We start from the raw sequence: 24,110 nt of genomic DNA, 5'->3' as shown, positions 1-24,110 counted from the left end.
CACCAAGACCGCCCGGGACCTCGCCGACGCGTCGCGCGAGCCCATCGCGCTCGTGCGCGCGAGGCCACGGGCGGCAGCAGCATATCAAGAGGACACCATGCCCGAGTATCGCTCCCGCACCACCACCGCCGGCCGCAACATGGCCGGTGCCCGCGCCCTGTGGCGCGCCACCGGCATGAAGGATGACGACTTCCACAAGCCGATCATCGCGGTGGCCAACTCCTTCACCCAGTTCGTGCCCGGCCACGTCCACCTCAAGGACATGGGCCAGCTGGTGGCTCGCGAGATCGAGAAGGCCGGCGGGGTGGCCAAGGAGTTCAACACCATCGCCGTGGACGACGGCATCGCCATGGGCCACGACGGCATGCTCTATTCGCTGCCGAGCCGGGACATCATCGCCGACAGCGTCGAATACATGGTCAACGGCCACTGCGCCGACGCCTTGGTGTGCATCTCCAACTGCGACAAGATCACCCCCGGGATGCTGATGGCCGCCATGCGCCTCAACATCCCGGTGATCTTCGTTTCCGGCGGCCCCATGGAGGCCGGCAAGACCAAGCTCCTGGACCACGGCCTGGACCTGGTCGACGCCATGGTCATGGCCGCCGACGACTCGGTGGACGACGAGACCCTGAGCGAGATCGAGCGCAGCGCCTGCCCGACCTGCGGCAGCTGCTCCGGCATGTTCACCGCCAATTCCATGAACTGCCTGACCGAGGCGCTGGGCCTGGCGCTGCCGGGCAACGGCACCCTGCTGGCCACCCACGGCGACCGCCGCCGGCTGTTCGAGACCGCAGGCCATCGCATCGTCGAGCTGGCCAAGCGCTACTACGAGAATGAGGAGGCGCACCTGCTGCCGCGCGCCATCGGTTCCAAGGCGGCGTTCAAGAACGCCATGACCCTGGACATCGCCATGGGCGGTTCCACCAACACCATCCTCCACCTGCTGGCCGCGGCCCAGGAGGCGGAGATCGATTTCGACATGGACGACATCGATCGTTTGTCCCGCGAGGTGCCACAGCTGTGCAAGGTGGCGCCCAACACCCAGAAGTACCACATCGAGGACGTGCACCGCGCCGGCGGCATCATGGCGATCCTCGGCGAGCTGGACCGCGCCGGCGTGCTGGATACCCGGGTGCCCACCGTCTACGGCGACAGCCTGGCCGAGGCCCTCGAGCAGTGGGACATCATGCGCTCGCCGAGCGCCGAGACGGTGGAGTTCTACAAGGCCGGCCCCGGCGGCATCCCGACCCAGACCGCGTTCTCCCAGAGCGCGCGCTGGCCGAGCCTCGACGGCGACCGCGCCACCGGTTGTATCCGCGACTACGAACACGCCTTCTCCAAGGAGGGCGGCCTGGCCGTGCTCAAGGGCAACATCGCCCTCGACGGCTGCGTGGTGAAGTCCGCCGGCGTCGACGAGTCGATCCTGGTCTTCGAGGGCCCGGCCCACGTGGTCGAATCCCAGGACCAGGCGGTGGAGCACATCCTCGACGGCAAGGTGGTCGAGGGCGAGGTGGTGGTGATCCGCTACGAGGGGCCGAAGGGCGGCCCGGGCATGCAGGAGATGCTCTACCCGACCTCGTACCTGAAGTCGAAGGGCCTGGGCAAGGGCTGCGCGCTGCTGACCGACGGCCGCTTCTCCGGTGGCACCTCGGGCCTGTCGATCGGCCACGCCTCCCCGGAGGCCGCCGCCGGCGGCGCCATCGGCCTGGTCCGGAGCGGTGACATCATCCGCATCGACATCCCCAACCGCAGCATCGACGTGAAGCTCACCGACGAGCAGCTCGCCGAGCGTCGCCGCGCCGAGGAAGCCCGCGGCCGCGACGCCTGGAAGCCGAGCATCCAGCGCGTGCGCAAGGTCTCGGCGGCGCTCAAGGCCTATGCGCTGCTGGCCACCTCCGCCGACAAGGGCGCGGTGCGCGATCTGTCCAAGCTCGACTGAGCCTCCGGCCCCGGCAGCGGCCGGGGCCTCTTTTCCTACACGCTCGACTATCGCCAAGATAACGACTCGACCCAGCAGGGAAGCCTCGCAATGAAGACCCAGACCCTCAACGTCGGCCTGATCGGTTTCGGCATGGCCGGTCGCACTTTCCACGCGCCGCTGATCCAGACCGCGCCGGGCCTCGAGCTCTCCGCCGTGGTCTCCAGCGACGCGGAGCGCGTCCAGGCGATCTATCCCGAGGTCACGGTGCACGCCAAGGCGGCGGCGCTGTTCGCCGACCCGGAGATCGATCTGGTGGTGATTGCCACGCCCAACGAGACCCACTTTCCGCTGGCCAAGGCGGCGCTGGCCAAGTGCAAGCACGTGGTGCTCGACAAGCCCTTTGCCGTGTCGCTGGCCGAGGCGCGCCAGCTCAAGACCCTGGCCGACGGCGCCGAGCGCCTGCTCAGCGTGTTCCACAACCGGCGCTGGGACAGCGACTTCCTGACCCTCAAGGGATTGCTCGACGAGGAGCGCCTGGGCCGGGTGGTCGAGGTGGAATCGCGCTTCGATCGCTTCCGCCCGTCGGTGCCCGACCGCTGGCGCGAGCAGCATCGCCCCGGCAGCGGTATCTGGTTCGACCTGGGGCCGCACCTGCTCGATCAGGCCCGGGCGCTGTTCGGCATGCCCCGCGCCATCCTGCTGGAGCTCGCCACGCTGCGTGACGGCGCCGAGATCGACGACGACTTCCAGGCGGTGCTCGAATACGACCGACTGCGCGTCACGCTCAAGGCCAGCACCCTGGTGGCCGAGCCCACGCCGCGCTGGCGGGTCAACGGCACCCGCGGCAGCTTCATCAAGTACGGCCTCGACCCGCAGGAAGACTGGCTCAAGGCCGGCGAGATTCCGCAGCCGGCCTGGGGCGTCGACCCGTCGCCGGGGCGGCTGACGCTGAACGAAGGGGAGGGCGAGGCCGTCTCGCTGGTGCGCGAGGAGGTCGAGGCCGTGCCGGGCGACTACCGCGCCTACTACGACGCCATCGCCCGCACCCTGCTGCGCGGCACGCCGCCGCCGGTGAGCGTCGACGAGGCGCTGGACGTGATGAGCCTGCTCGAGGCGGGGCTGGACAGCTATCGCCAGGGACGCTGGGTCAAGCTCAAGGAAGGCGGCAGCCTGCCGCGCCGGCTGCACGCCAGGGGCTGAGACGCCAAGGCCTCACCAGCTCGCCGCTTCCCCGTGTGCCGGGGAAGCGGCGTTTTTCGGTCGGGCCTACCAGATCGAGGGGCTGGCGTTCTCGGTGCGCACCTTGTCACGGGCGATGTAGAGGGCCGCGATGGCGCGGGCCTCGTGGAAGTCCTCCCGGGCCAGCAGTGCGCCGATCTCGTCGATGGCGTGGGTCTCGACGATCAGCGGCTCCGGCTCGTCGCCGGGCAGGCGCTTCGGGTAGAGATCGGTGGCCAGCATCACCTGCATGCGGTGACGCATGTAGTTCGGCGCCAGGGTCAGCTCCACCAGCGGCTCCAGGCGATGGGCGCCGAAGCCGCATTCCTCCATCAGCTCGCGATTGGCCGCCGTGACCAGGTCCTCGCCCGGATCCACCAGCCCCTTGGGCAGGGTCAGGGCGTAGTCCTCGACGCCGGCGGCGTACTCGCGGATCAGCAGCACGTGCTCGGGGTCGGGCATGGCCACGATCATCACCGCGCCGACGCCGCGCCCGGTGCCGCCCAGCCGCTCGAAGGTGCGCTCGGCGCCGTTGGAAAAGCGCAGTTCCATCTCCTCGACGTTGAACAGCCGGCTGCGGGCGACGCTGCGCCGGGCCAGGACGTGCGGCTTGTGGGGGGCATGGTCGTCGGTCATGGGATCTCCGGTCGTTCGGCGGGGCCATTGCAGTGGAACATGATGAGAGACGCCGTGGACAGGTCGAAGCGAGGGTCCTACGCCAGGGGTGAGAAGCACTGCTTCGAACGGGCTGGCCATGGATGGCCAGCACCGGCCCTGCCAGCGGCGCAGGAAGCTTAAGCGCCGCAGGGCGTCGGTGGCGCCCATGGAAGGGTTTACAGCGCCCTCGCGAAGGCCTGTCGACGGACCAGCCTCATCATCCACTAAATTGATAGCGACAATCGGGGCGATAGCCCGTGGCGGTCGGGCGCTGGAATGCGTCCTCGGCATCGTTTGGGTACACTACCACGTCTTTCCCCCGGCGGACGTCACCGCGTCGTCGCCGACCCGCCCGACAGGCGTCCATCCCTAAGGAGTCCCATGATCGACTGGCGCGCCATCGATACCGTCCTTCTCGACATGGACGGCACCCTGCTGGACCTGCACTTCGACAGCCACTTCTGGCTGGAGCACCTGCCGCGCCGCTACGTGGAGCTTCACCGGCTCGACGAGGCGAGTCAGGAGGCGATCCGCGCGCGCATCCTGCGCGAGCAGGGCACGCTCAACTGGTACAGCCTGGCCTACTGGAGCCACGAGCTGGACGTCGACATCCTGGCGCTCAAGCGCGAGGTTCAGCACCTGATCGGCCTGCGCAGCGACGCCCTGGACTTCCTGCGCTGGCTGAAGCGCGCCCATCCACGCGTGGTGCTGGCCACCAACGCCGACCGCGAGAGCCTGGCGCTGAAGCTGCCGCTGACCGGGCTGGAGGACTACCTGGACGCCATCGTCTCTTCCGCCGATCTCGGCGTGCCCAAGGAGGCCCAGGAGTTCTGGTTCTCGCTGCAGGAGGTCGAGCCCTTCGACCCGGCCCGCACGCTGTTCATCGACGACAACGCGGCGGTGCTGGAGAGCGCCCGCGAGTACGGCATCCGCCACCTGCTGGGCATCAAGCAGCCCGACAGCCGGCGGCCCGAGAAGGCACTCGAGGAGTTCATCGCCCTCGACCGCTTCGCCGCCATCCTGCCCCAGGAGCGGCCCGGCGACGAGGAGGGCGCATGAGCGGCGTGCGTCTCGACAAGTGGCTGTGGGCGGCGCGCTTCTTCAAGACCCGGGCGCTGGCCAAGAAGGCCATCGAGGGCGGCAAGGTGCATTACAACGGCGGCCGCGCCAAGACCAGCAAGGCCGTCGAAGTCGGCGCCCTGATCCGCGTGCCCCAGGGCTGGGACACCTGGGAGGTCGAGGTGATGGCGCTGTCCGAGCAGCGCCGCGGGGCCCCGGAGGCGCGCGAGCTCTATCGGGAGACCGCCGAGAGCCAGACGCGCCGGAGCAAGGAGGTCGAGAGCCGTCGCCAGGCCAACCAGGCCATGCAGCACCCGCTCAAGCGCCCCGACAAGAAGCAGCGACGCGAGATCAAGCGCTTCATGCGCGGCGACTGAGCCGAGCGGCGCGAGACACCGGTGTCGCCGGCGCGGGAAGACGCGCGGGGCGCACCTTCCGCGCCCTGGGGTCATCGTCTTCCCTATCCTATATCCATCCCGACTTCCCGATTTCATTACGATCAGGCAAGCATCATGAGTGATCAGATTCAGCGTTTCCTCTTCGAGGAGACCAATGTCCGCGGCGAGATCGTCACCCTCCAGGAGGCGCACGCCGAGGTCATGGAGCGCCACGAGTATCCCCCGGCGGTGACCCGCCAGCTGGGCGAGCTGCTGGCCGCGGTGGCCCTGCTTACCGAGACCGTCAAGCTCGACGGCACCATGAGCATCGAGGTCCGCGGCGACGGCCCGCTGTCGCTGCTGATGGCCGAGTCCAACCCCGGCGGCGAGCTGCGCGCCATCGCCCGGCTGGACGAGGACGCGGCGATCCCCGCCGAGGACGCGAGCTTCACCGAGCTGGTCGGCCAGGGCAAGGTGACCATCACCCTGGACCCGCGCGAGGGCCATCGCTATCAGGGCATCGTGGCGCTGACCCGCGACAGCCTGGCCGGCTGCCTGGAGGACTACTTCGCCCAGTCCGAGCAGCTGCCCACCCGCCTGTGGCTGGCCGACGACGGCCAGCGTGCCGCCGGCCTGCTGCTGCAGCGCCTGCCCGACGAGGCGCAGAACCAGGACGACGACGCCTGGGAGCGCACCGTGCACCTGGCCTCGACCCTGTCCGACGCCGAGCTGCTCGGGGTCGAACAGCGCGAGCTGCTGCACCGTCTCTATCACGAGGAGACCGTGCGGGTCTTCGAGCCCAAGGCGCTGCGCTTCGCCTGCACCTGCTCCCGCGAGCGCATCGCCGGCGCCCTGCTGTCGCTGGGCAGCGCCGAGCTGCGCGACATCCTCGCCGAGCAGGGCGGCATCGCCACCCAGTGCCACTTCTGCCACACCCGCTACGAGTTCACCCTCGCCGAGGTGGAGGCGATGCTCGAGGACCCCGAGGGCCCGCCCCCGACCGTCCACTGAGCCGGCGCCGGCGCGTCGCCAGGGTCGTCGGCGCTAGTAAAATTACGAGAAAGTCGTTGATCTGGCGGCATTTCCTGCCACTCGACTTGTTTGTCATACTCCCCGGACTCATCCGCGTTCCGGTCGTCGCCTCACAAGACGGTCAACCGCAAGCGGCCTCCGGGGATGGGACGAGACCGCATCGCGGACGCCCGGCAAACGAGAGAGAAGGGCCTCGAGGCCCAGGAATCGCCACATGACAACGACACGACACGCCACGACCCACCTCAACCTGTCCAGCGCCGAGCTGATCGAGCGGGCGCTGGCCAATGGCGAGGGCCGCCTGTCCGCCCAGGGCGCGCTGGTGGTCAACACCGGGGCGCGTACCGGCCGCTCACCCGGGGACCGCTTCATCGTCGACGAGCCCACCACCCGGGACGCCATCGACTGGGGCAGCGTCAACCGACCCTTCGACGCCGAGCGTTTCGAGGCCCTGTGGGCGCGTGTCGAGGCGTTTCTCGACGGCGACGAGCACTACGTCTCCGAGCTGCACGTGGGCAGCGATCCGGCCCACTATCAGCCGGTGCGGGTCACCACCCGGACCGCCTGGCACAACCTCTTCGGCCGCACCCTGTTCGTGCGCCCCGAGGTCTTCAATCCCTCGTCCAAGGCCGAGTGGCGCATCCTCAATGCGCCGGACTTCGCGTGCGACCCGGCCCGCGACGGCACCCGTTCCGATGGCTGCGTGATTCTCGACTTCGCCGGCCGGCGGGTGCTGATCGCCGGCATGCGCTATGCCGGCGAGATGAAGAAGGCGATGTTCTCGGTGCAGAACTTCCTGCTGCCCGAGGCCGACGTGCTGCCCATGCACTGCAGCGCCAACGTCGGCGAGAACGGCGAGACCACGCTGTTCTTCGGCCTCTCCGGCACCGGCAAGACGACCCTCTCCGCCGACCCGTCGCGCTACCTGATCGGCGACGACGAGCACGGCTGGGGGCCGGGCACCGTGTTCAACATCGAGGGCGGCTGCTACGCCAAGTGCATCGACCTCTCGGCGAAGAACGAGCCGGTGATCTGGAACGCCATTCGCTTCGGCACCGTGCTGGAGAACGTGGTGCTCGACGAGCGGCGCGTGCCGGACTACACCGACGATCGCCTGACCCAGAACTCCCGCGCCGCCTATCCCCTCGAGCACATCGACAAGCGTGTCGCCGAGAACCGCGCCGGCGAGCCCAATGCCATCGTCTTTCTGACCTGCGACATGAGCGGCGTGCTGCCGCCGGTCTCGGTGCTCTCCAAGGAAGCGGCGGCCTATCACTTCCTGTCCGGCTACACCGCCAAGGTGGGCTCCACCGAGATGGGGGCCTCCGAGGGCCTGGAGGCGACCTTCTCGACCTGCTTCGGCGCGCCGTTCTTCCCGCGGCCGGCCCGGGTCTACGCCGACCTGCTGGTCAAGCGCGTGGCCGAACGGGACGCCCAGGTCTATCTGGTCAACACCGGCTGGACCGGCGGCGCCTACGGGGAAGGCGGCGAGCGCTTCTCGATTCCCACCACCCGGGCCATCGTCGAGGCGATCCAGAGCGGGGCGCTGCGCGGCGCCGAGACGCGCCGGCTCGAGGGGCTCAATCTCGACGTGCCCACTGACGTGCCCGGCGTCGACGCCGCGCTGCTCGACCCGCGCGAGACCTGGGCCGACAAGGCCGCCTACGATCGCAAGCGCGATGAACTGGCCGCCAAGTTCGTGGACAACTTCAAGAAGTTCGAGGGCGTGAGCCCGGCGATCGTCGAGGCCGGTCCGGCCTGATCGTTCGATGAACCGGCGCCTCGGCGCCGGGTCCCAGAGGGAGGCGCCATCCGGCGGCTCCCTCCTTTTTTGGCCGTGAGTCCGCCGTGAAGGTAAGGATGTGGTGGCGGGGCCGACCAAGGGCCATCTCGTATCAACGGAGGCGCATCATGAAACGACGCAATTTCCTGGGACTGCTGGGGATCGGCGGCCTGGCCGGCGTGCTGCCGGGCCTGGCCCTGGCGCGGCCCAAGCTCGACCTCGAGCCTGCTTCCGGCCTCGAGACGCTCGAGCTTAGCGAGGCCGAATGGCGCGAGCGGCTGTCCGAGGCGCGCTTCGAGATCCTGCGCGAGGCCGGCACCGAGCCAGCGTTCTCGAGCCCCCTGGACAAGGAGACCCGCGAGGGCGAGTACCGCTGTGCCGGCTGCGATCTGACGCTCTTCACCAGCGACATGAAGTACGACTCCGGCACCGGCTGGCCGAGCTTCTTCACCCACGTGGAGGGGCATCTGCTGACGGAGCTGGATCTGGTCCTGCTGATCCCGCGCACCGAATACCACTGCGCCCGCTGCGGCGGCCATCAGGGCCACGTGTTCGAGGACGGCCCCGAGCCCAGCGGGCTGCGCTGGTGCAACAACGGCCTGGCGCTGCGCTTCGTGCCCGCCTCGGGCGCCTGAGCGAAGCGCGAGCCGCGGCGCCTCCCGGCGCCGCCGGGGGTGTGGTACCTTGTCGCGATCGTCTGTCCCGGATTGCCAAGGATTACATGGACGCACAAGCCAAGATCATCGATCGTCTCGCCGAAGAGCTCGGCGTTCGCGGGCCCCAGGTGTCGGCCACCGTGGAACTGCTCGACGGCGGGGCCACCGTGCCCTTCATCGCCCGCTACCGCAAGGAAGTCACCGGCGGGCTGGATGACACCCAGCTGCGCCAGCTGCACGAGCGGCTGGGCTACCTGCGCGAGCTGGAGGAGCGCCGCGAGGCGGTGCTGGCCAGCATCGACGAGCAGGGCAAGCTGACGCCCGAGCTCACCGCCAGCCTCCGCGCCGCCGACACCAAGCAGCGCCTGGAAGACCTCTATCTGCCGTATCGCAAGAAGCGTCGCACCAAGGCGCAGATCGCCCGCGAGGCCGGCCTCGAGCCGCTGGCGGACGCGCTGCTGGCCGACCCCTCGCGCGACCCCGAGGCCGAGGCCGCGAACTACCTGCGTGCCGCCGACGGCGATATTCCCGCCATCGAGGACGCCAAGGCCGCCCTGGACGGCGCCAAGCAGATCCTGATGGAGCGCTTCGCCGAGGAGGCCGAGCTGGTCGGCCGGCTGCGCGAGCGGCTGTGGAGCGACGGCGAGCTCTCCTCGCGGCTGATCGCCGGCAAGGAGCAGGAGGGCGCCAAGTTCTCCGACTACTTCGAGCACGACGAGCCGCTGGCCAAGGCGCCCTCGCACCGGGCGCTGGCGATGTTCCGCGGCCGCAACGAGGGCGTGCTGGCGCTGACCCTGCGCCTGCCCGGCGAGGAGGAGGCCGCCGTGCATCCGGCCCAGGTGGCGATCGCAAAGCACTTCGAGATCGCCGATCAGGGCCGTCCCGCCGATCGCTGGCTGGCCGAGGTGGTGCGCTGGACCTGGCGGGTCAAGCTCTACACCCATCTCGAGACCGAGCTGATGGGCCGGCTGCGCGAGCGCGCCGAGCTCGAGGCCATCGAGGTGTTCGCCGCCAACCTCAAGGACCTGCTGCTGGCCGCGCCGGCGGGCCAGAAGGCCACGCTTGCCATCGACCCGGGCCTGCGCACCGGCTGCAAGGTGGCGGTGGTCGACGCCACCGGCCGCTTCCTCGAGCACGCCACCATCTTCCCCCATGCCCCGCGCAACCAGTGGGACGAGTCGCTGGCCGTGCTGGCGCGGCTGGTGAACAAGCACGACGTGGCCCTGGTGGCGGTGGGCAACGGCACCGCCAGCCGCGAGACCGACAGGCTGGCCGGCGATCTGGTCAAGGCGCTGGCCGACAAGCGGCGGCTGTCCAAGGTCATGGTCAGCGAGGCCGGCGCCTCGGTGTACTCGGCCTCGGAATACGCCGCCCGGGAGCTGCCCGAGCTCGACGTGACCATCCGCGGCGCGGTCTCCATCGCCCGCCGGCTGCAGGATCCGCTGGCCGAGCTGGTCAAGATCGAGCCGAAGTCGATCGGCGTCGGCCAGTACCAGCACGACGTCTCCCAGGTGCAGCTCTCGCGCAGCCTGGAGGCGGTGATCGAGGACTGCGTCAACGCCGTGGGCGTCGATCTGAATACCGCCTCCAGCGCGCTGCTGTCGCGGGTCGCCGGCCTCAATGCGGGGCTGGCCGAGAACATCGTCGCCCGCCGCGACGCCGAGGGCGCCTTCGCCAGCCGCAAGCAGCTGCTCGACGTCAGCCGCCTGGGGCCCAAGACCTTCGAGCAGTGCGCCGGCTTCCTGCGCATCATGGGCGGCGACAATCCGCTGGACGCCAGCGCCGTGCACCCCGAGGCCTATCCGCTGGTCGAGCGCATCGCCCAACGGAGCCGGCGCGAGCTGGGCGGGCTGATCGGCGACAGCGCCACCCTCAAGGCCTTGAAGCCCGCCGACTTCGCCGACGAGCGCTTCGGCGTGCCCACCGTCAGCGATATCCTCAAGGAGCTCGACAAGCCGGGCCGCGACCCGCGCCCCGAGTTCAAGGCGGCCGAGTTCCGCGAGGGCGTCGAGACGCTCAGGGACCTGGAGCCCGGCATGGTGCTCGAGGGCAGCGTCACCAACGTCACCCACTTCGGCGCCTTCGTCGACATCGGCGTGCATCAGGACGGCCTGGTGCACATCTCGGCGCTGTCCGACACCTTCGTCGAGGACCCGCGCTCGGTGGTCAAGGCCGGCGACATCGTCAAGGTCAAGGTGATGAGCGTGGATCTCGAGCGCGCCCGCGTCGGGCTCTCCATGCGCCTCGACGACCAGCCCGGCGAGGACGGCCAGCCGACCAGGCGTGGCGGCGAGCGCCAGGGCCGCAAGGCCCCGCGCAAGGGCGGCGGCGGTCGCGGCCAGGGGCAGGGCGGCAAGGGGCAGCAGGGTGGCGGCCAGAACGACGGCCAGCTCGGTGCTCTGGGCGCGGCGATGCTCAAGGCCAGGAAGGATAAGTAGGCCGGGCGGTCGATTAGCCGGCTTACCTTGAATCGCCGAGTTTCGGCACCATAATCTGAGGTCTTTGCGGGTGCCGAGGCGCCCGAAACGTCCACCGGGACGCCGGCACCGGCGTCCCCGACACGGGGTGATCACCTTGTCCGAACCGCTTTCCCCCCACATCGAGCGCCTCGGCCGGCTGGCCGACCAGGGGCGTTTCGGTCGTCTGCGCCGCGGCATCGAGAAGGAAGGGCTGCGCGTCGACGCCGCGGGGCGCATCGCCCAGAGCCCGCATCCCCGGGCGCTGGGCTCCAAGCTCACCCATCCGCACATCACCACCGACTACTCCGAGGCGCTGCTGGAGTACATCACGCCGGTCTACAGCCGCCCGGAAGACGCCCTGGATTTCCTCGCCGACCTGCACCGCTTCAGCTATCGCCAGCTGGACGAGGAGCGGATCTGGCCGGCCAGCATGCCGGCCCGGCTCGACGGCAACGACAGCGTGCCGATCGCCGACTACGGCGACTCCAACGTGGGGCGCATGAAGCACGTCTATCGCCGTGGCCTGGACGTGCGCTACGGGCGGATCATGCAGGCGATCGCCGGGGTGCACTACAACGTCTCGCTACCCGACGACCTGTTCACCCTGCTGCGCGAGCTGGACGGCGAGGGCGAGACGGCGATGCAGGACTATCGCTCGGCGCGCTATTTCGCGCTGATCCGCAACTTCCGCCGCCACAGCTGGCTGCTGCTGTACCTGTTCGGCGCCTCGCCGGCGGTCGACCGCAGCTTCCTGCCCGACGGCCGGGTGCCGGAGGGGCTCGAGGCCCACGGCGACGAGACGCTGGTCTCGCGCCATGCGACCAGCCTGCGCATGTCCGACCTGGGCTACCAGAACAAGGTGCAGGAGCAGCTCAAGATCTGCTTCAACTCGCTGTCGAACTACGTCAACACCCTGCGCCACGCCATCTTCACGCCCTGGCCCGACTACGAGGCCCGCGGCGTGCGGGTGGACGACGAGTGGTACCAGCTCAACGCCAACATCCTGCAGATCGAGAACGAGTACTACAGCGACATTCGGCCCAAGCGAGTGGCGCGTCACGACGAGACGCCCAGTCAGGCGCTGGAGGCTCGCGGCGTGGAGTACATCGAGGTGCGCTGCCTGGACCTCAATCCTTTCGACCCGCTGGGCATCGACGCCCACCAGAGCCGCTTCATCGACGTCTTCCTGCTGTGGTGCCTGCTCACCGACAGCCCCTGGATCTCCGACGAGGAGTGCGAGCACCTGGACTTCAACCGTCGCCTGGTGGTGTCCCGCGGGCGCGACCCGGAGCTGCGCCTCGACCACCACGGCGCCAAGCGCTCGATTGCCGACTGGGGCGGCGAGATCTTCGAGGGGCTCGGCGAGATCGCCGCGCTGCTGGATCGCCTCGAGCAGGGCACGCCCCACGCCGACGCCCTGGCGGCGCTGGCGCCGCGGCTCGAGGATCCGTCGCTGACGCCGTCCGGCCGCCTGCTCGAACGCCTGGAGAGCAGCGGCGAGGAGTTCGTCGAGGCGATCCTGGCGCTGGCCGGCGAGCAGGGCGAGCGCCTGCGCGAGGAGCCCATCGAGCGCGCCCGCGGGGCGCTGTTCGACCAGCTGGTGGAGACCTCCCATCACCAGCAGGGCGACATCGAGGCCGCCGACGTCGAGTCCTTCGCCGACTTCCTGGCCGACTACTTCGCCCGGGCGCGGGAGTCGCGCGCCTTCAGCCCGCTGCGTTCGGGAGAACGGACATGATCGAGACGCTGCGCGAGGCGCGCGTGCGCTGCTGGAGCCTGGCCGGCCTGGCCTTCTGCGTGCTGATGATGGCGGTGGCCCTGGGGCTGGAGCATATCGGCGGGCTCGAGCCCTGTCCGCTGTGCATCTTCCAGCGGGTGGCGGTGATCTCGGCCGGCGTGGTGTTCGCCGTGGCGGCGCTGCACGATCCCAAGGGCCGGCTCGGGGCGGCGCTCTACGGGCTGCTCTCGCTGCTGGCGGTGGGCACCGGCATCGGCCTGGCCGGCCGCCACTTGTGGCTGCAGTCGCTGCCCGCCGACCAGGTGCCGACCTGCGGCCCCGGCCTCGACTACATGATGGAAGTGCTGCCGCTGCAGCAGGTAGTGACCATGGTGCTCAGCGCCTCCGGCGAGTGCGCCGAGATCAGCGCGCGCTTCCTCGGACTGTCGCTGCCGGGCTGGACGCTGATCGGCTTCGTGGTGCTGGCGCTGGCGCCGCTGGGCCTGATGTGGCGGGCCCTGCATTCCCATCATGGCTATCGTTGGTCGGAGGAGGCGAAGCAGGATTGACAGCGCCCGCCCCAGGGAGGACTCTGAGTCTCCAGACCGGGCGGTTGGGTGTCCGCGGTCGGTTCCATCGAGCGAGGGAAGCACCATGCTGGAAGACTGCAAGAGCGCGCAGGAGCGCTGGGGGGGCGTTCACAGGTTGATCGATCGCTGGCTTGGCGAGCGGCGCACGCTGCTGGCGAACTTCGACGAGCTCAAGGCGGCCTGTGATGCCGACCCGGAGGAGGTCACCAAGCCGCGCATCGATGCCTTCAGCGAGCTGCTGATGGACTACATCAGCGCCGGGCACTTCGAGATCTACCCCCAGCTCAAGGCCGAGGCCGAGGCCTTCGAGGACGGCGGCGCCCTCGACCTCGCCGAGCGCCTGCTCGAACGCCTCGAGATGTCCACCGAGCTGGTGCTGGCCTTCGACGAGGACTACGCCACGCCGGTGCGCTGTCAGCACTACCTGACGCGGCTGCCGGCCTGGCTGGACCGCCTGTCCAAGGGCCTGGGTGAGCGCTTCTCGCTGGAAGACCGCCTGATCGCACGGCTCCACGCCGCCCATGCCCCCGAAGCGAGGGCGTCCAGCGGCGCCTGATGCCTGCCTGCTGCGCGTGCGTCGCACGTCGAATTGAGTTTTGTGCAGCGCAGGCATACCATTTCCCTCGGTTTTGATCCTGGCCGGGCCGCCCAGGCGCCCCGGCCGATCCTCACGGCGACAACCGAAGGAGCCACGATGAAAGACCCCGTCCGTATTGCCATTACCGGCGCTGCCGGCCAGATCAGCTACTCCCTGGCGTTCCGCATCGCCTCCGGCGACATGCTCGGCAAGGACCAGCCGGTCATCCTGCAGCTGCTCGAGATCACGCCGGCCATGGATGCGCTCAACGGTGTGGTGATGGAGCTCAACGACTGCGCCTTCCCGCTGGTGCAGGACATCGTCGCCTCCGACGACCCCAACGTCGCCTTCAAGGATGCCGATTTCGCCCTGCTGGTCGGCGCCCGTCCGCGCGGTCCGGGCATGGAGCGCAAGGACCTGCTGGAAGCCAACGCCGCGATCTTCTCCGCCCAGGGCAAGGCCCTGAACGACGTCGCCAGCCGCGACGTGCGCGTGCTGGTGGTGGGCAACCCGGCCAACACCAACGCCCTGATCGCGTCCTGCAACGCGCCGGACCTCGATGCCGGCCAGTTCACCGCGATGATGCGTCTGGACCACAACCGCGCCCTGACCCAGCTGGCCCAGAAGACCGGCAAGCACAGCACCGACGTCGATTCGATGATCGTGTGGGGCAACCACAGCGCCACCCAGTATCCGGACCTGGCCCACTGCAAGGTCGATGGCAAGCCGGCCCTCGAACTGGTCGAGCGCGACTGGTACGAGAACGACTTCATCCCCACCGTGCAGCAGCGCGGCGCGGCCATCATCAAGGCCCGCGGTGCTTCCTCCGCGGCGTCCGCGGCGTCCGCGGCCATCGACCACATGCGTGACTGGGCGCTGGGCAGCGACGGCATCGTCAGCATGGGCATCCCGGCCGACGGCAGCTACGGCATCGAGCCGGGCATCATGTATTCCTACCCGGTGGTCTGCAAGGACGGCAAGTACGAGATAGTGCAGGACCTGGCGGTCGACGACTTCAGCCGCGAGCGCATGACCGCCACCGAGAACGAGCTGCGCGAAGAGCGCGCCGCAGTGGAGCACCTGCTGGGCTGAGCGCCGAGCGACAAGCGCCGAGTGACAAGAAAACCCGAGGCCATGGCCTTCGGGTTTTCTTTTGCTTCCAGCCGTTTCACGCCGTCGCCTTGCCGCCTGCGGTTTCCGGCGACGCCGGGCCGGCTCAGTCGCGCAGGCTGATGATCCGCCAGTCGCGCCGCTCGGCGGCCTCGCGCAGCGAGGCGTCCGGATCCACGGCCACCGGGTGGTCGACGAGCTCCAGCAGCGGCAGGTCGTTGTGGGAGTCGCTGTAGAACCAGGCGCCGTGCAGCGAGAGCTCGCGCTGCTCGAGCCACTGCTCCAGGCGTGTCACCTTGCCTTCGCGGAAGCTGGGCACGCCGCTGACGCGGCCGGTGTAGCGGCCGTCGACCATTTCCGGCTCCACGGCGATCAGGTCGTCGACGCCCAGGCGCTCGGCGATCGGGCCGGTGATGAAGCGGTTGGTGGCGGTGACGATCAGCAGGGTGTCGCCGCTGGCCCGGTGGCGCGCGATCAGCTCCTCGCCGCGGGGCAGGATGTGCGGCTCGATCTTGCTGGCCATGAACTGCTGATGCCACGCCGCCAGCTGCGCCGGGGAGTTCTCGGCCAGCGGCTTGAGCGCCACCGCCAGGAATTCGCCCATGTCCAGGGTGCCGGCCTCGTAGTCGGCCATGAAGCGGTCGTTGGCTTCCTTGTAGGCTACCGGGTCCACGGCGCCCTGCTCGAGCAGGAATTCTCCCCAGGCGTGGTCGCTGTCGATGGAGAGCAGGGTGTTGTCCAGGTCGAAGATGGCGAGGCTCACGGCTTTCCTCTTGTCGGTCGGGTCGCATCGTTGTCGGGGGCACGTCGAGCTGGCGATTATGGCAGAAGCGCCGGTCCCCTACGAGCGTGGCCCCATTGGCGTATTGATACGTTTCACGGCCTTGTGGAAGAATGCAGTGAAGACTGGATTCATAAGGTGAAGTCCGTGATCGACGCAGATGGCTTTCGCCCCAACGTTGGCATCATCCTCGCCAACGACGCAGGGCAACTGCTATGGGCGCGTCGCGTAGGGCAGAACGCCTGGCAGTTTCCCCAGGGAGGCATCAAGGCGAACGAAACACCCCAACAGGCACTGTTTCGCGAACTTTACGAGGAGGTCGGCCTGACCGCCGACGACGTCGAGGTGCTTGCCTGTACTCGAGGCTGGTTGCGCTACCGCCTACCGCGCCGCATGGTGAGAACCCGTTCCCGGCCGGTATGCATCGGCCAGAAGCAGAAGTGGTTCCTGCTCAGGATCCGCTGTGGCGAGACCCGTATCAGCATGGATGGCGGTGCGGCCAAGCCGGAATTCGATGGCTGGCGCTGGGTCAGCTACTGGTATCCGCTGGGCCAGGTGGTGCCCTTCAAGCGCGAGGTCTATCGGCGCGCGCTGCGCGAGCTGTCGCCGCGCGCCCAGCGCCTCGCCCTGGGGCATGGCTGACGCCACGACACGCGCCGGGGACGGCCCCGGCAATACCCTCAGCGAGGCATAACGACAATGGACAGCAAGACGCCGATGCTCGAGGTGCTGCGCCGCATCATCCTGGAGGTCAACGGGGCTCGCAATCTGGAGGCCGCCCTGTCGACCATGGTGCGGCGCATCCGCAAGGCCATGCGCACCGACGTATGCTCCTTCTACCTCTTCGATACCCAGCTCGACCGCCTGGTGCTGATGGAGACCATCGGCCTGCGGACCCAGGCCGTGGGCCACGTGAGCCTGCCGATCGGGGAGGGGCTGGTCGGGCTGGTGGCCCAGCGGGAGGAGCCCCTCAACCTGGAAGATGCCCGCGCCCATCCCTTTTTCCGCTATTTCGAGACCACCGGCGAGGAACGCTATTCCAGCTTCCTCGGCGTGCCGATCATCCACCAGCGCCGCATGCTCGGCGTGCTGGTGGTGCAGCAGTCCGACAAGCGCCGCTTCGACGAGGCCGACGAGGCCTTCCTGGTCACCATGGCCGCCCAGCTGGCCGGGGTACTGGCCCATGCGCTGGCCACCGGCAGCCTGACCCGGCCGTCGCTGCCCGGCGGTCAGGCCACCTTCACCGGGGTCGCCGCTTCGCCGGGCATGGCCATCGGCGAGGCGGTGGTGATCGCGCCGCCGGCCGATCTCGACAGCGTGCCCGACCTCATCCCCACCGACGAGGAATACGAGATCGCGCGCCTCAAGGAGGCGATCGGCCGGGTCCGTGACGAGATCCGTGCGGCGGGCGAGCGCCTGGCCAATCGCATCTCCGCCCAGGAGCTGGCGCTGTTCGACGTCTATCAGCAGATGCTGGGCGAGGAGGCGCTGTTCCAGGAGGTGGTCAAGCGCATCCGCGAGGGGCAGTGGGCCCCCGGGGCGCTGGCCGACGTGGTGCGTCGCCATGTGCAGTACCTGGAGCGAGTGAACGACGACTATCTGCGCGAGCGCGCGGCCGACGTGCGCGACCTGGGGCGTCGGGTGCTGGCCCACCTTCAGGAAAACACCTCCGCGACGCCCGATGTGTACCCCGAGCGCACCGTGCTGGTCAGCGACGAGATCAGCGTGGCCATGCTCGGCGAGGTGCCGCGGGACAAGCTGGCGGGCATCGTCTCGGTGCGCGGCTCCAGCACCGCCCACGTGGCGATCGTGGCGCGCGCCATGGGCATTCCCACCGTGCTGGGCATGGTCGATCTGCCGCTGCCGCGGCTCAACGGCGCCCGGCTGGTGCTCGATGGGCACCGCGGGCGGCTGTTCGTGCGCCCGAGCCCCGATATCGAGAGCCACTACGAGGGGCTGATCGAGGAGGAGCGGGCGCTCTCCGAGCTGCTAGAGAACGAGCAGGACCTGCCCAGTCGCACCCCGGACGGTCACGACGTGCCGCTGCTGGTCAATACCGGCCTGGCGGTGGATGCCATGGCGTCGCTCAAGTCGCGCATCGCCGGGGTGGGGCTGTATCGCACCGAAGTGCCGTTCATGATCACCGAGCGCTTCCCCGGCGAGCAGGAGCAGACCAAACTCTACCGCGAGCAGCTCGAGGGCTTCGCGCCGCTGCCGGTGGTGATGCGCACCCTGGACATCGGCGGCGACAAGGACCTGCCGTACTTTCCCATCGAGGAGGCCAACCCCTTCCTCGGCTGGCGCGGCATCCGTGTCACCCTCGATCACCCCGAGGTGCTGATGGTCCAGCTGCGGGCCATGCTCCGCGCCTCCCAGGGTCTCGACAACCTGCAGATCCTGCTGCCGATGATCACCAATGTCGACGAGGTCGACGATGCGTTGAAGCTGCTGGACCGGGCCATTCGCGAGCTCGGCGAGGACGGCGTCCAGGTGGCCAGGCCGCGGGTCGGGGCGATGCTGGAGGTGCCGGCGACCCTCTATCAGCTCGATGCGCTGGCCGAGCGGGTGGACTTCTTCTCGGTGGGCAGCAACGACCTGACCCAGTACCTGCTGGCGGTGGATCGCAACAATCCACGGGTGGCGGAGCTCTACGATGCCTGCCATCCGGCGGTGCTGTCGGCCATGGCGCGACTGGCGCGGGAGGCGTCGGTGCTGGAGGTGCCGATCTCGGTGTGCGGCGAGCTGGCCGCGGACCCGGCCGGTGCCCTGCTGCTGATGGGCATGGGCTTCGATGCCCTGTCGATGAACGCGCCGAGCCTGCCCAAGGTGCGCGCCGCCATCCGCCGCGTCAGTCAGACGTCGGCGCAGGCGCTGGTCGAGGAAGTGCTGGCCGAGGCCTCGCCGCTGGGCGTACGGCGCTGCCTGGAAGCGCGCATGAACGAGTGGCAACTCGCTCACCTGCTGCCGCCCAAGGACGCCTGACGCCGGCCTCAGCCTCTGCAGACCTCGGACAGCGGTGGCGTGTCGAGCGTCATTTGCGTGTCGCCGAGCGCGACGCCGCCGGGGCCGAAGCGTCGCTCACCGAGGGTCAGCCGACCGTCGGCGCGCCACTCCAGCCAGCTGGTGGCCCGGGTGCCATAGTCCGGGCCGACGATGAACGCCGCCGAGAGGCGGCGTTCGAGTTCCTGCCCCACGCCGGTGTCCGGCAGCCGCGCCTCCTCGGCCTCGCGCGAGTCGGCGAGAGGCGTCAGCGCATCTTCCGGCCAGCGGCCATCTTCCAGGCTGTGTTCGAGTCCGCGGCGGGCGGCCACCAGCTTCGGCCAGGGGGTGTCCCGCTCGGCGTTGGAGAGGCCATGCAGGCCGGTGGTCAGGCGTTCGAGCCGCACCTTGTCGCGCCCCCGGTGCAGATACCACAGTCGCCGGCCGTCGCCGGCCAGCAGGTTGAAGCCGGCGTAGCGCCGGGCGCCGCCGTCGGCGAGCGCGGCCAGCCAGCCCTCGAGGTCATCGCACTCGAGCGCCGAGCGCACCAGGTCGCCCCGGCTGGGGGCGTCGTCGGGCGCGTCGAGGAAGGGATCGCGCACGTTGGTCACCGCGGCGAAGCGGCCGCGCCGGTGCACGGCGAGCCAGCCGCCGCCGGCCTCGAGGTCGCGGCCGCCGACGATGCCAGGAGCGTCGTCCCAGGCGGCCAGCGGCGCGGTCGGGCGGGCGTGGAACTCGTCACGATTGGCCACCAGGCGCAGCGCGACGGAGGCATCGGGATGGTGGGCGAGGGCGATCAGGCACATGGCCGCTAGCCTAACCCGGAGGCCGGCGTGCGGAAAGCCCCGTCATGACAGGGCCCGTTCGGCATCGTACACTCTGCTGACGACAATCGACGCGGTACAGGGATGACGATGAGTGTCGAGACAGACAAGGAGCGGGCCTGGTACTGCCTGGTCACCCCCATACTATGGCCGCTGCTGACGCTGCAGGTGGTGATGGTGGGGCTGTGGCTGGCGGTCGGCCTGAGCGGCCGCTGGCTGGTCCTCTCGCCGGCCCCCTGGGGCGATACCTTCTGGTGGCTGCTGGTGCTGCTGGTCGGCAGTGGCCTCAACGTGACGGCCTTCCTGATGCTGCTGCGCCAGCGCCTGCGCGGTGAGGAAGCGAGGGTCGATGCGGCCTTCGCCAGGATCGGTGAGCGCTTGACGGTCGGTGGCGGCGACGATGCCGTCGGCGCCGGGCGTGTCGCCGACCCCGACCTGCCGCTGCATCGACGCCTCGAGAGCGTGGCCGAAGGCTGCGATGCCCTGATCGAGCGCTGGCAGGCCGAGCTCGAGGCCGTGCGCGGCGTGGAGCGCCGGCTCAGCGATGACCTGCAGGCCCAGCAGGGGCGCCTGGCCCGGCTCGAGACCGGGCGCGTGCGCGCCCAGCAGGAATCGCGGCTCAAGTCCGGCTATCTCAGCCATCTTCAGCAGATGCTCAACCCGCTGATGGCCTCCGTGTCGGAGGTGCTGAAGGGGGAGCGCTTCCAGCGCGCCGACGATGAGGCGGAGCGAGAGGCCCTGGAGGGGCTGCGCGAGCGACTGTCGGAGACCGCGGTGCTGCTCGAGAACCTCGGCGACCCCGACCCCCGCGAGGCGGGGGCGCCGATGCCGCCACCGCCGGCGCCCGCCCGGGTGTTGGTCGTCGATGACGGCCCGGTCAACCTGATGCTGGCGCGCAAGGTGCTGGAGGGGCAGGGGCTGGACGTGGTCACCGCCACCAGCGGCCGTGAGGCGCTCGACAACCTCGAAGCGGCGCCCTTCGACCTGGTGTTCCTGGATATCTACATGGCCGACATGGACGGCGTTGCGACCTGTCGCGCCTGGCGGGCCCGCGAGGCCGAGCGGGGCGACGGCGCACGCAGCGTGCTGGTGGCGCTGACCGCCAACGCCGGCGAGGCGGACCGGCAGCGTTTCCGCGAGGCCGGCATGGACGACTACCTGGCCAAGCCCTATCGACCCCAGGACCTGCTGGATCGGGTCGATCACTGGCTGCCCGGGCGGCTGGCGCGGGAGGAGGAGGCATGAGTGCGCTGCTGATCTGGGCGGGCTATGTGCTGCTGGGTGGCCTGGCCGGCACCCTGGCGGGGCTGTTCGGCATCGGCGGCGGGCTGGTCATCGTGCCGGCGCTGGTGTTCGCCTTCGAGCTGCAGGGCGTGGCGCCCGAGGTGATCATGCATCTGGCCGTGGGCACCTCGCTGTCGACCATCGTGGTGACCGGGTCTTCGTCGGCCTGGGGGCACTATCGGCGCGGCAGCGTCCACCGCGGCTGGTTCCTGGCGCTGCTGCCGGGGCTGGTGCTGGGCGCGATCGCCGGGGTGTTCGTCGCCGGCAGCCTGTCCGGCGGCGCCCTGGGCACGCTGTTCGGCGTCTTCCTGATGGCGGTGGCCGCCAAGATGGCGCTGGGACGCGGCCCGCGCCCCGGGCAGCTGCAGCCCGGCCGCGGCGCGATGGCGCTGGCCGGGGTGGTGATCGGCGGCGTCTCGGCGCTGTTCGGCATCGGCGGCGGCACCCTGAGCGTGCCCTGGCTGACCCGCTGCGGCGCCCCCATGACCCGCGCCGTCGGCACCTCCTCGGCCTGTGGCCTGCCGATCGCCGCCTTCGGGGCGGCGACCTTCATCGTGGTCGGCTGGGGTCAGCCCGAGCTGCCCGCGGGGGCCATGGGCTACGTGATGCTGCCGGCCCTTCTCGGCATCGTGATCGCCAGCGTGCCCTTCGCCCGGGTCGGCGTGAAGCTGGCGCATCGCCTGCCCGCGCGCCTGCTGCGCCTGGCCTTCGCCGGCCTGCTGGTGCTGGTCGGCCTCAAGTTCCTGCTATGATCGCGGCCGCGGCGCCGCCGCGGCCGGTCTCCTGATCGTCCTTCCTTCCCCGCATCGTTCGAGGATTTCATGCTGCGCTACCCCGATATCGATCCCGTGGCCATCTCGCTCGGGCCGCTCCAGGTTCACTGGTACGGCCTGATGTACGTCATCGGCTTCCTCGCCGCCTGGTGGCTGGGGCGCCGCCGCGCGCCTCGCATCGGCCTGAACGGCGACGACGTGGGCGACCTGATCTTCTGTGCCGCGCTGGGCGTGGTGCTCGGTGGGCGGCTGGGCTATGCGCTGTTCTACGGCCTCGACCAGTGGCTGGCCGACCCGCTGTGGATCCTGCGCGTCTGGGACGGCGGCATGAGCTTCCATGGCGGCCTGATCGGCGTGCTGCTGGCCTCGCTCTACTTCGCCCGCAAGAAGCAACTGGCGTTCTTCACCCTCACCGACTTCGTCGCGCCGCTGGTGCCGATCGGCCTGGGCGCGGGGCGCATCGGCAACTTCATCAACCACGAGCTGCCGGGCCGGGTCACCGATCTGCCCTGGGGGCTGGTGTTCCCCGGTCAGGGGCCGGAGCCGCGTCATCCGTCGTCGCTGTATGAGGCGGTGCTGGAGGGGGCGGTGCTGTTCGCGGTGCTGTGGTGGGTCTCGGCCACGCCGCGGCGTCGCGGCCTGGTCTCGGGGCTGTTCCTGACCCTCTACGGCGTGTTCCGCTTCGGCGTGGAGTTCGTGCGCCGCCCGGACCCGCAGCTCGGCTTCATCGCCTTCGACTGGCTGACCATGGGCATGCTGCTGTCGCTGCCGATGATCATCGCCGGGGCGGCACTGATGGCCTGGTCTCGCGGCCGGCCGGTGGATGCCAGGGTCGACGCCGAGTCGTGACCACAGCGGGGCGGTGGCCGCTATGGGCGGCCACCGCCCGGGCATGTAGAATGTGTGGCCCATTTTCAGCCGTCGACCATGCCCGTGACCGCCAACGCCCTTCCCGCCCTCGAACAGCCCTATCTGGACCTGATGCGCGCCGTGCTCGATCACGGCGTGGAGCGTGACGACCGCACCGGCGTCGGCACCCGCTCGCTGTTCGGCCACCAGATGCGCTTCGATCTGTCCCGCGGCTTCCCGCTCGTCACCACCAAGAAGCTGCACCTGCGCTCGATCATCCACGAGCTCTTGTGGTTCCTGGCCGGCGACACCAACATCGCCTACCTCAAGGACAACGGGGTGCGCATCTGGGACGAGTGGGCCGACGAGAACGGCGAACTGGGCCCGGTCTATGGCTACCAGTGGCGCAGCTGGCCGGACCCGCGCGGCGGCCACGTCGATCAGATCGCCCACCTGCTCGAGCAGCTGCGGACCAACCCGCGCTCGCGGCGGCTGATCGTCTCGGCCTGGAACCCGGCGCTGGTCGACGAGATGGCGCTGCCGCCGTGCCACTGCCTGTTCCAGTTCTACGTGGCCGACGGCAGGCTCTCCTGCCAGCTATACCAGCGCAGCGCCGACATCTTCCTCGGCGTGCCCTTCAACATCGCCAGCTACGCGCTGCTGACGCAGATGATCGCCCAGGTGGCGGGCCTCGAGCCCGGCGACTTCGTGCATACTCTGGGCGACGCCCACCTCTACCTGAATCACCTCGACCAGGCCCGGGAGCAGCTGTCGCGTGACCCGCGCCCGGCGCCGCGACTGGTGCTCGATCCGAGCGTGACCGATCTGTTCGACTTCCGCTTCGAGCACATCGCCATCGAGGACTACGATCCGCATCCCCACATCAAGGCAGAGGTGGCCGTATGAACGACGATACGCTCGTCCCGGTGGCGATGATCGCCGCGCTGTCCGCGAACCGCGTCATCGGCGTGGACAACCAGCTGCCCTGGTACCTGCCCGAGGACCTGAAGTTCTTCAAGCGCATGACCCAGGCCAAGCCGCTGGTCATGGGCCGCAAGACGTTCGAGTCCATCGGCCGGCCGCTGCCCGGGCGGCTCAACATCGTCGTCACCCGCGATCCCGCCTTCCAGCCCGAGGGCGTGCGTGTCTGCCACGACCTGGATGCGGCGCTGGCGCTGGCCGACCGGCAGGCCACCATCGACGGCGTCGACGAGATCATGGTGATGGGCGGCGGCCAGATCTACGCCCAGGCGCTGCCGAAGGCGAGCCGGCTCTACCTGACCGAGGTGGGCGTCGAGGTGGAGGGCGATGCCCGCTTCCCCGAGCTGGACGCGGCCGAGTGGGAAGAGCGCCAGCGCGTGCCGGGGCAGCCCGCCGAGGGGCAGCCGGCCTATGACTTCGTGCAATACCAGCGCCGGGGTTTGCCAGACTCCCCGGAGTGACACAGACTGACGACTGGCG

General features: G+C 69.7%; 22 protein-coding genes. 19 read left to right on the top strand and 3 right to left on the bottom strand.

The genetic code is table 11. The features are described 5' to 3' along the window. Positions 1-97: 97 nt before the first annotated feature. Both ilvD and UYS_RS17470 read left to right on the top strand, forming a co-directional pair. On the top strand, positions 98-1,942 hold the full coding sequence (gene ilvD / locus UYS_RS0214070; RefSeq protein WP_016856158.1) for a dihydroxy-acid dehydratase: 1,845 nt from the start codon (positions 98-100) through the stop codon (positions 1,940-1,942). A 90-nt stretch (positions 1,943-2,032) separates the two neighbouring features. Then, positions 2,033-3,124: an oxidoreductase gene (locus UYS_RS17470; protein ID WP_016856157.1), complete on the top strand. Its 1,092-nt coding sequence runs from the start codon at positions 2,033-2,035 to the stop codon at positions 3,122-3,124. A 66-nt stretch (positions 3,125-3,190) separates the two neighbouring features. On the opposite strand, the gene nudE is transcribed toward UYS_RS17470, so the two are convergent. Continuing rightward, entirely contained in the window at positions 3,191-3,778 is a 588-nt protein-coding gene (nudE, locus tag UYS_RS0214060) for an ADP compounds hydrolase NudE (RefSeq protein ID WP_016856156.1), read from the bottom strand. A gap of 402 nt (positions 3,779-4,180) precedes the next feature. On the opposite strand from nudE, the gene yrfG reads away from it, so the two are divergent. The 10 genes from yrfG to UYS_RS0214010 all read left to right on the top strand — a co-directional run bounded on the left by yrfG (position 4,181) and on the right by UYS_RS0214010 (position 15,141). After that, positions 4,181-4,858 carry a GMP/IMP nucleotidase gene (gene yrfG / locus UYS_RS0214055; protein ID WP_016856155.1) on the top strand — a complete coding sequence of 226 codons (678 nt, stop codon included), beginning with the start codon at positions 4,181-4,183 and terminating at the stop codon, positions 4,856-4,858. Continuing rightward, positions 4,855-5,235: a ribosome-associated heat shock protein Hsp15 gene (gene hslR / locus UYS_RS0214050; RefSeq protein WP_016856154.1), complete on the top strand. Its 381-nt coding sequence runs from the start codon at positions 4,855-4,857 to the stop codon at positions 5,233-5,235. The genes yrfG and hslR overlap by 4 nt, the downstream gene beginning before the upstream one ends. A 135-nt stretch (positions 5,236-5,370) precedes the next feature. Further along, complete coding sequence (hslO, locus tag UYS_RS0214045) at positions 5,371-6,246, top strand: Hsp33 family molecular chaperone HslO (RefSeq protein ID WP_016856153.1); 876 nt, start codon at positions 5,371-5,373, stop codon at positions 6,244-6,246. Positions 6,247-6,481: 235 nt separating this feature from the next. Next, positions 6,482-8,029 carry a phosphoenolpyruvate carboxykinase gene (locus UYS_RS0214040; protein ID WP_016856152.1) on the top strand — a complete coding sequence of 516 codons (1,548 nt, stop codon included), beginning with the start codon at positions 6,482-6,484 and terminating at the stop codon, positions 8,027-8,029. Positions 8,030-8,178: 149 nt separating this feature from the next. Beyond that, on the top strand, positions 8,179-8,685 hold the full coding sequence (msrB, locus tag UYS_RS0214035) for a peptide-methionine (R)-S-oxide reductase MsrB (protein WP_016856151.1): 507 nt from the start codon (positions 8,179-8,181) through the stop codon (positions 8,683-8,685). 86 nt (positions 8,686-8,771) lie between these two features. After that, positions 8,772-11,144 carry a Tex family protein gene (locus UYS_RS0214030; protein ID WP_016856150.1) on the top strand — a complete coding sequence of 791 codons (2,373 nt, stop codon included), beginning with the start codon at positions 8,772-8,774 and terminating at the stop codon, positions 11,142-11,144. Positions 11,145-11,271: 127 nt separating this feature from the next. After that, a complete protein-coding gene (gshA, locus tag UYS_RS0214025) occupies positions 11,272-12,903 on the top strand; it encodes a glutamate--cysteine ligase (RefSeq protein WP_016856149.1) in 1,632 nt (543 codons plus the stop codon). Next, a complete protein-coding gene (locus UYS_RS0214020) occupies positions 12,900-13,451 on the top strand; it encodes a disulfide bond formation protein B (RefSeq protein ID WP_016856148.1) in 552 nt (183 codons plus the stop codon). Before gshA ends, UYS_RS0214020 begins: the two co-directional genes overlap by 4 nt. Before the next feature lie 85 nt (positions 13,452-13,536). Beyond that, positions 13,537-14,028: a sigma D regulator gene (gene rsd / locus UYS_RS0214015; RefSeq protein ID WP_016856147.1), complete on the top strand. Its 492-nt coding sequence runs from the start codon at positions 13,537-13,539 to the stop codon at positions 14,026-14,028. A 138-nt stretch (positions 14,029-14,166) separates the two neighbouring features. Further along, on the top strand, positions 14,167-15,141 hold the full coding sequence (locus tag UYS_RS0214010) for a malate dehydrogenase (RefSeq protein ID WP_016856146.1): 975 nt from the start codon (positions 14,167-14,169) through the stop codon (positions 15,139-15,141). A gap of 124 nt (positions 15,142-15,265) precedes the next feature. Here the strand turns inward: UYS_RS0214010 and UYS_RS0214005 are convergent, their stop codons facing one another. Continuing rightward, entirely contained in the window at positions 15,266-15,922 is a 657-nt protein-coding gene (locus UYS_RS0214005) for a histidinol-phosphatase (protein ID WP_016856145.1), read from the bottom strand. A 165-nt stretch (positions 15,923-16,087) separates the two neighbouring features. Here UYS_RS0214005 and UYS_RS0213995 point away from each other — a divergent pair, with 165 nt between their 5' ends. Further along, positions 16,088-16,582 (top strand): RNA pyrophosphohydrolase, encoded by a 495-nt coding sequence (locus tag UYS_RS0213995; protein WP_040478547.1) that lies wholly within the window; start codon positions 16,088-16,090, stop codon positions 16,580-16,582. A 75-nt stretch (positions 16,583-16,657) separates the two neighbouring features. Continuing rightward, complete coding sequence (ptsP, locus tag UYS_RS0213990) at positions 16,658-18,922, top strand: phosphoenolpyruvate--protein phosphotransferase (RefSeq protein ID WP_026068568.1); 2,265 nt, start codon at positions 16,658-16,660, stop codon at positions 18,920-18,922. Between the two features lie 8 nt (positions 18,923-18,930). Here ptsP and UYS_RS0213985 read toward each other — a convergent pair whose 3' ends face one another. After that, positions 18,931-19,725, bottom strand: a complete 795-nt coding sequence (locus UYS_RS0213985) for an NRDE family protein (protein ID WP_016856141.1) — start codon at positions 19,723-19,725, stop codon at positions 18,931-18,933. Positions 19,726-19,833: 108 nt separating this feature from the next. Between UYS_RS0213985 and UYS_RS0213980 the strand changes: the two genes are divergently transcribed. The 5 genes from UYS_RS0213980 (at position 19,834) to UYS_RS0213960 (ending at position 24,091) form a co-directional block, all read left to right on the top strand. Beyond that, on the top strand, positions 19,834-20,988 hold the full coding sequence (locus tag UYS_RS0213980) for a response regulator (RefSeq protein ID WP_016856140.1): 1,155 nt from the start codon (positions 19,834-19,836) through the stop codon (positions 20,986-20,988). Beyond that, positions 20,985-21,779 (top strand): sulfite exporter TauE/SafE family protein, encoded by a 795-nt coding sequence (locus UYS_RS0213975; RefSeq protein WP_016856139.1) that lies wholly within the window; start codon positions 20,985-20,987, stop codon positions 21,777-21,779. The genes UYS_RS0213980 and UYS_RS0213975 overlap by 4 nt, the downstream gene beginning before the upstream one ends. A 69-nt stretch (positions 21,780-21,848) precedes the next feature. After that, positions 21,849-22,649, top strand: coding sequence for a prolipoprotein diacylglyceryl transferase (lgt, locus tag UYS_RS0213970; RefSeq protein ID WP_016856138.1), 801 nt, complete (start codon positions 21,849-21,851; stop codon positions 22,647-22,649). A gap of 78 nt (positions 22,650-22,727) precedes the next feature. Then, positions 22,728-23,555 carry a thymidylate synthase gene (locus UYS_RS0213965; protein WP_016856137.1) on the top strand — a complete coding sequence of 276 codons (828 nt, stop codon included), beginning with the start codon at positions 22,728-22,730 and terminating at the stop codon, positions 23,553-23,555. Continuing rightward, positions 23,552-24,091, top strand: a complete 540-nt coding sequence (locus tag UYS_RS0213960; RefSeq protein WP_016856136.1) for a dihydrofolate reductase — start codon at positions 23,552-23,554, stop codon at positions 24,089-24,091. Before UYS_RS0213965 ends, UYS_RS0213960 begins: the two co-directional genes overlap by 4 nt. Positions 24,092-24,110: the final 19 nt, after the last annotated feature.

Origin of the sequence: Halomonas smyrnensis AAD6, from assembly GCF_000265245.1 — a bacterium.
In the GTDB taxonomy this organism is placed as follows: domain Bacteria; phylum Pseudomonadota; class Gammaproteobacteria; order Pseudomonadales; family Halomonadaceae; genus Halomonas; species Halomonas smyrnensis.
The sequence above is the reverse complement of the archived record's forward strand: the minus strand, read 5'-3'. Positions and strand labels throughout refer to the sequence as shown.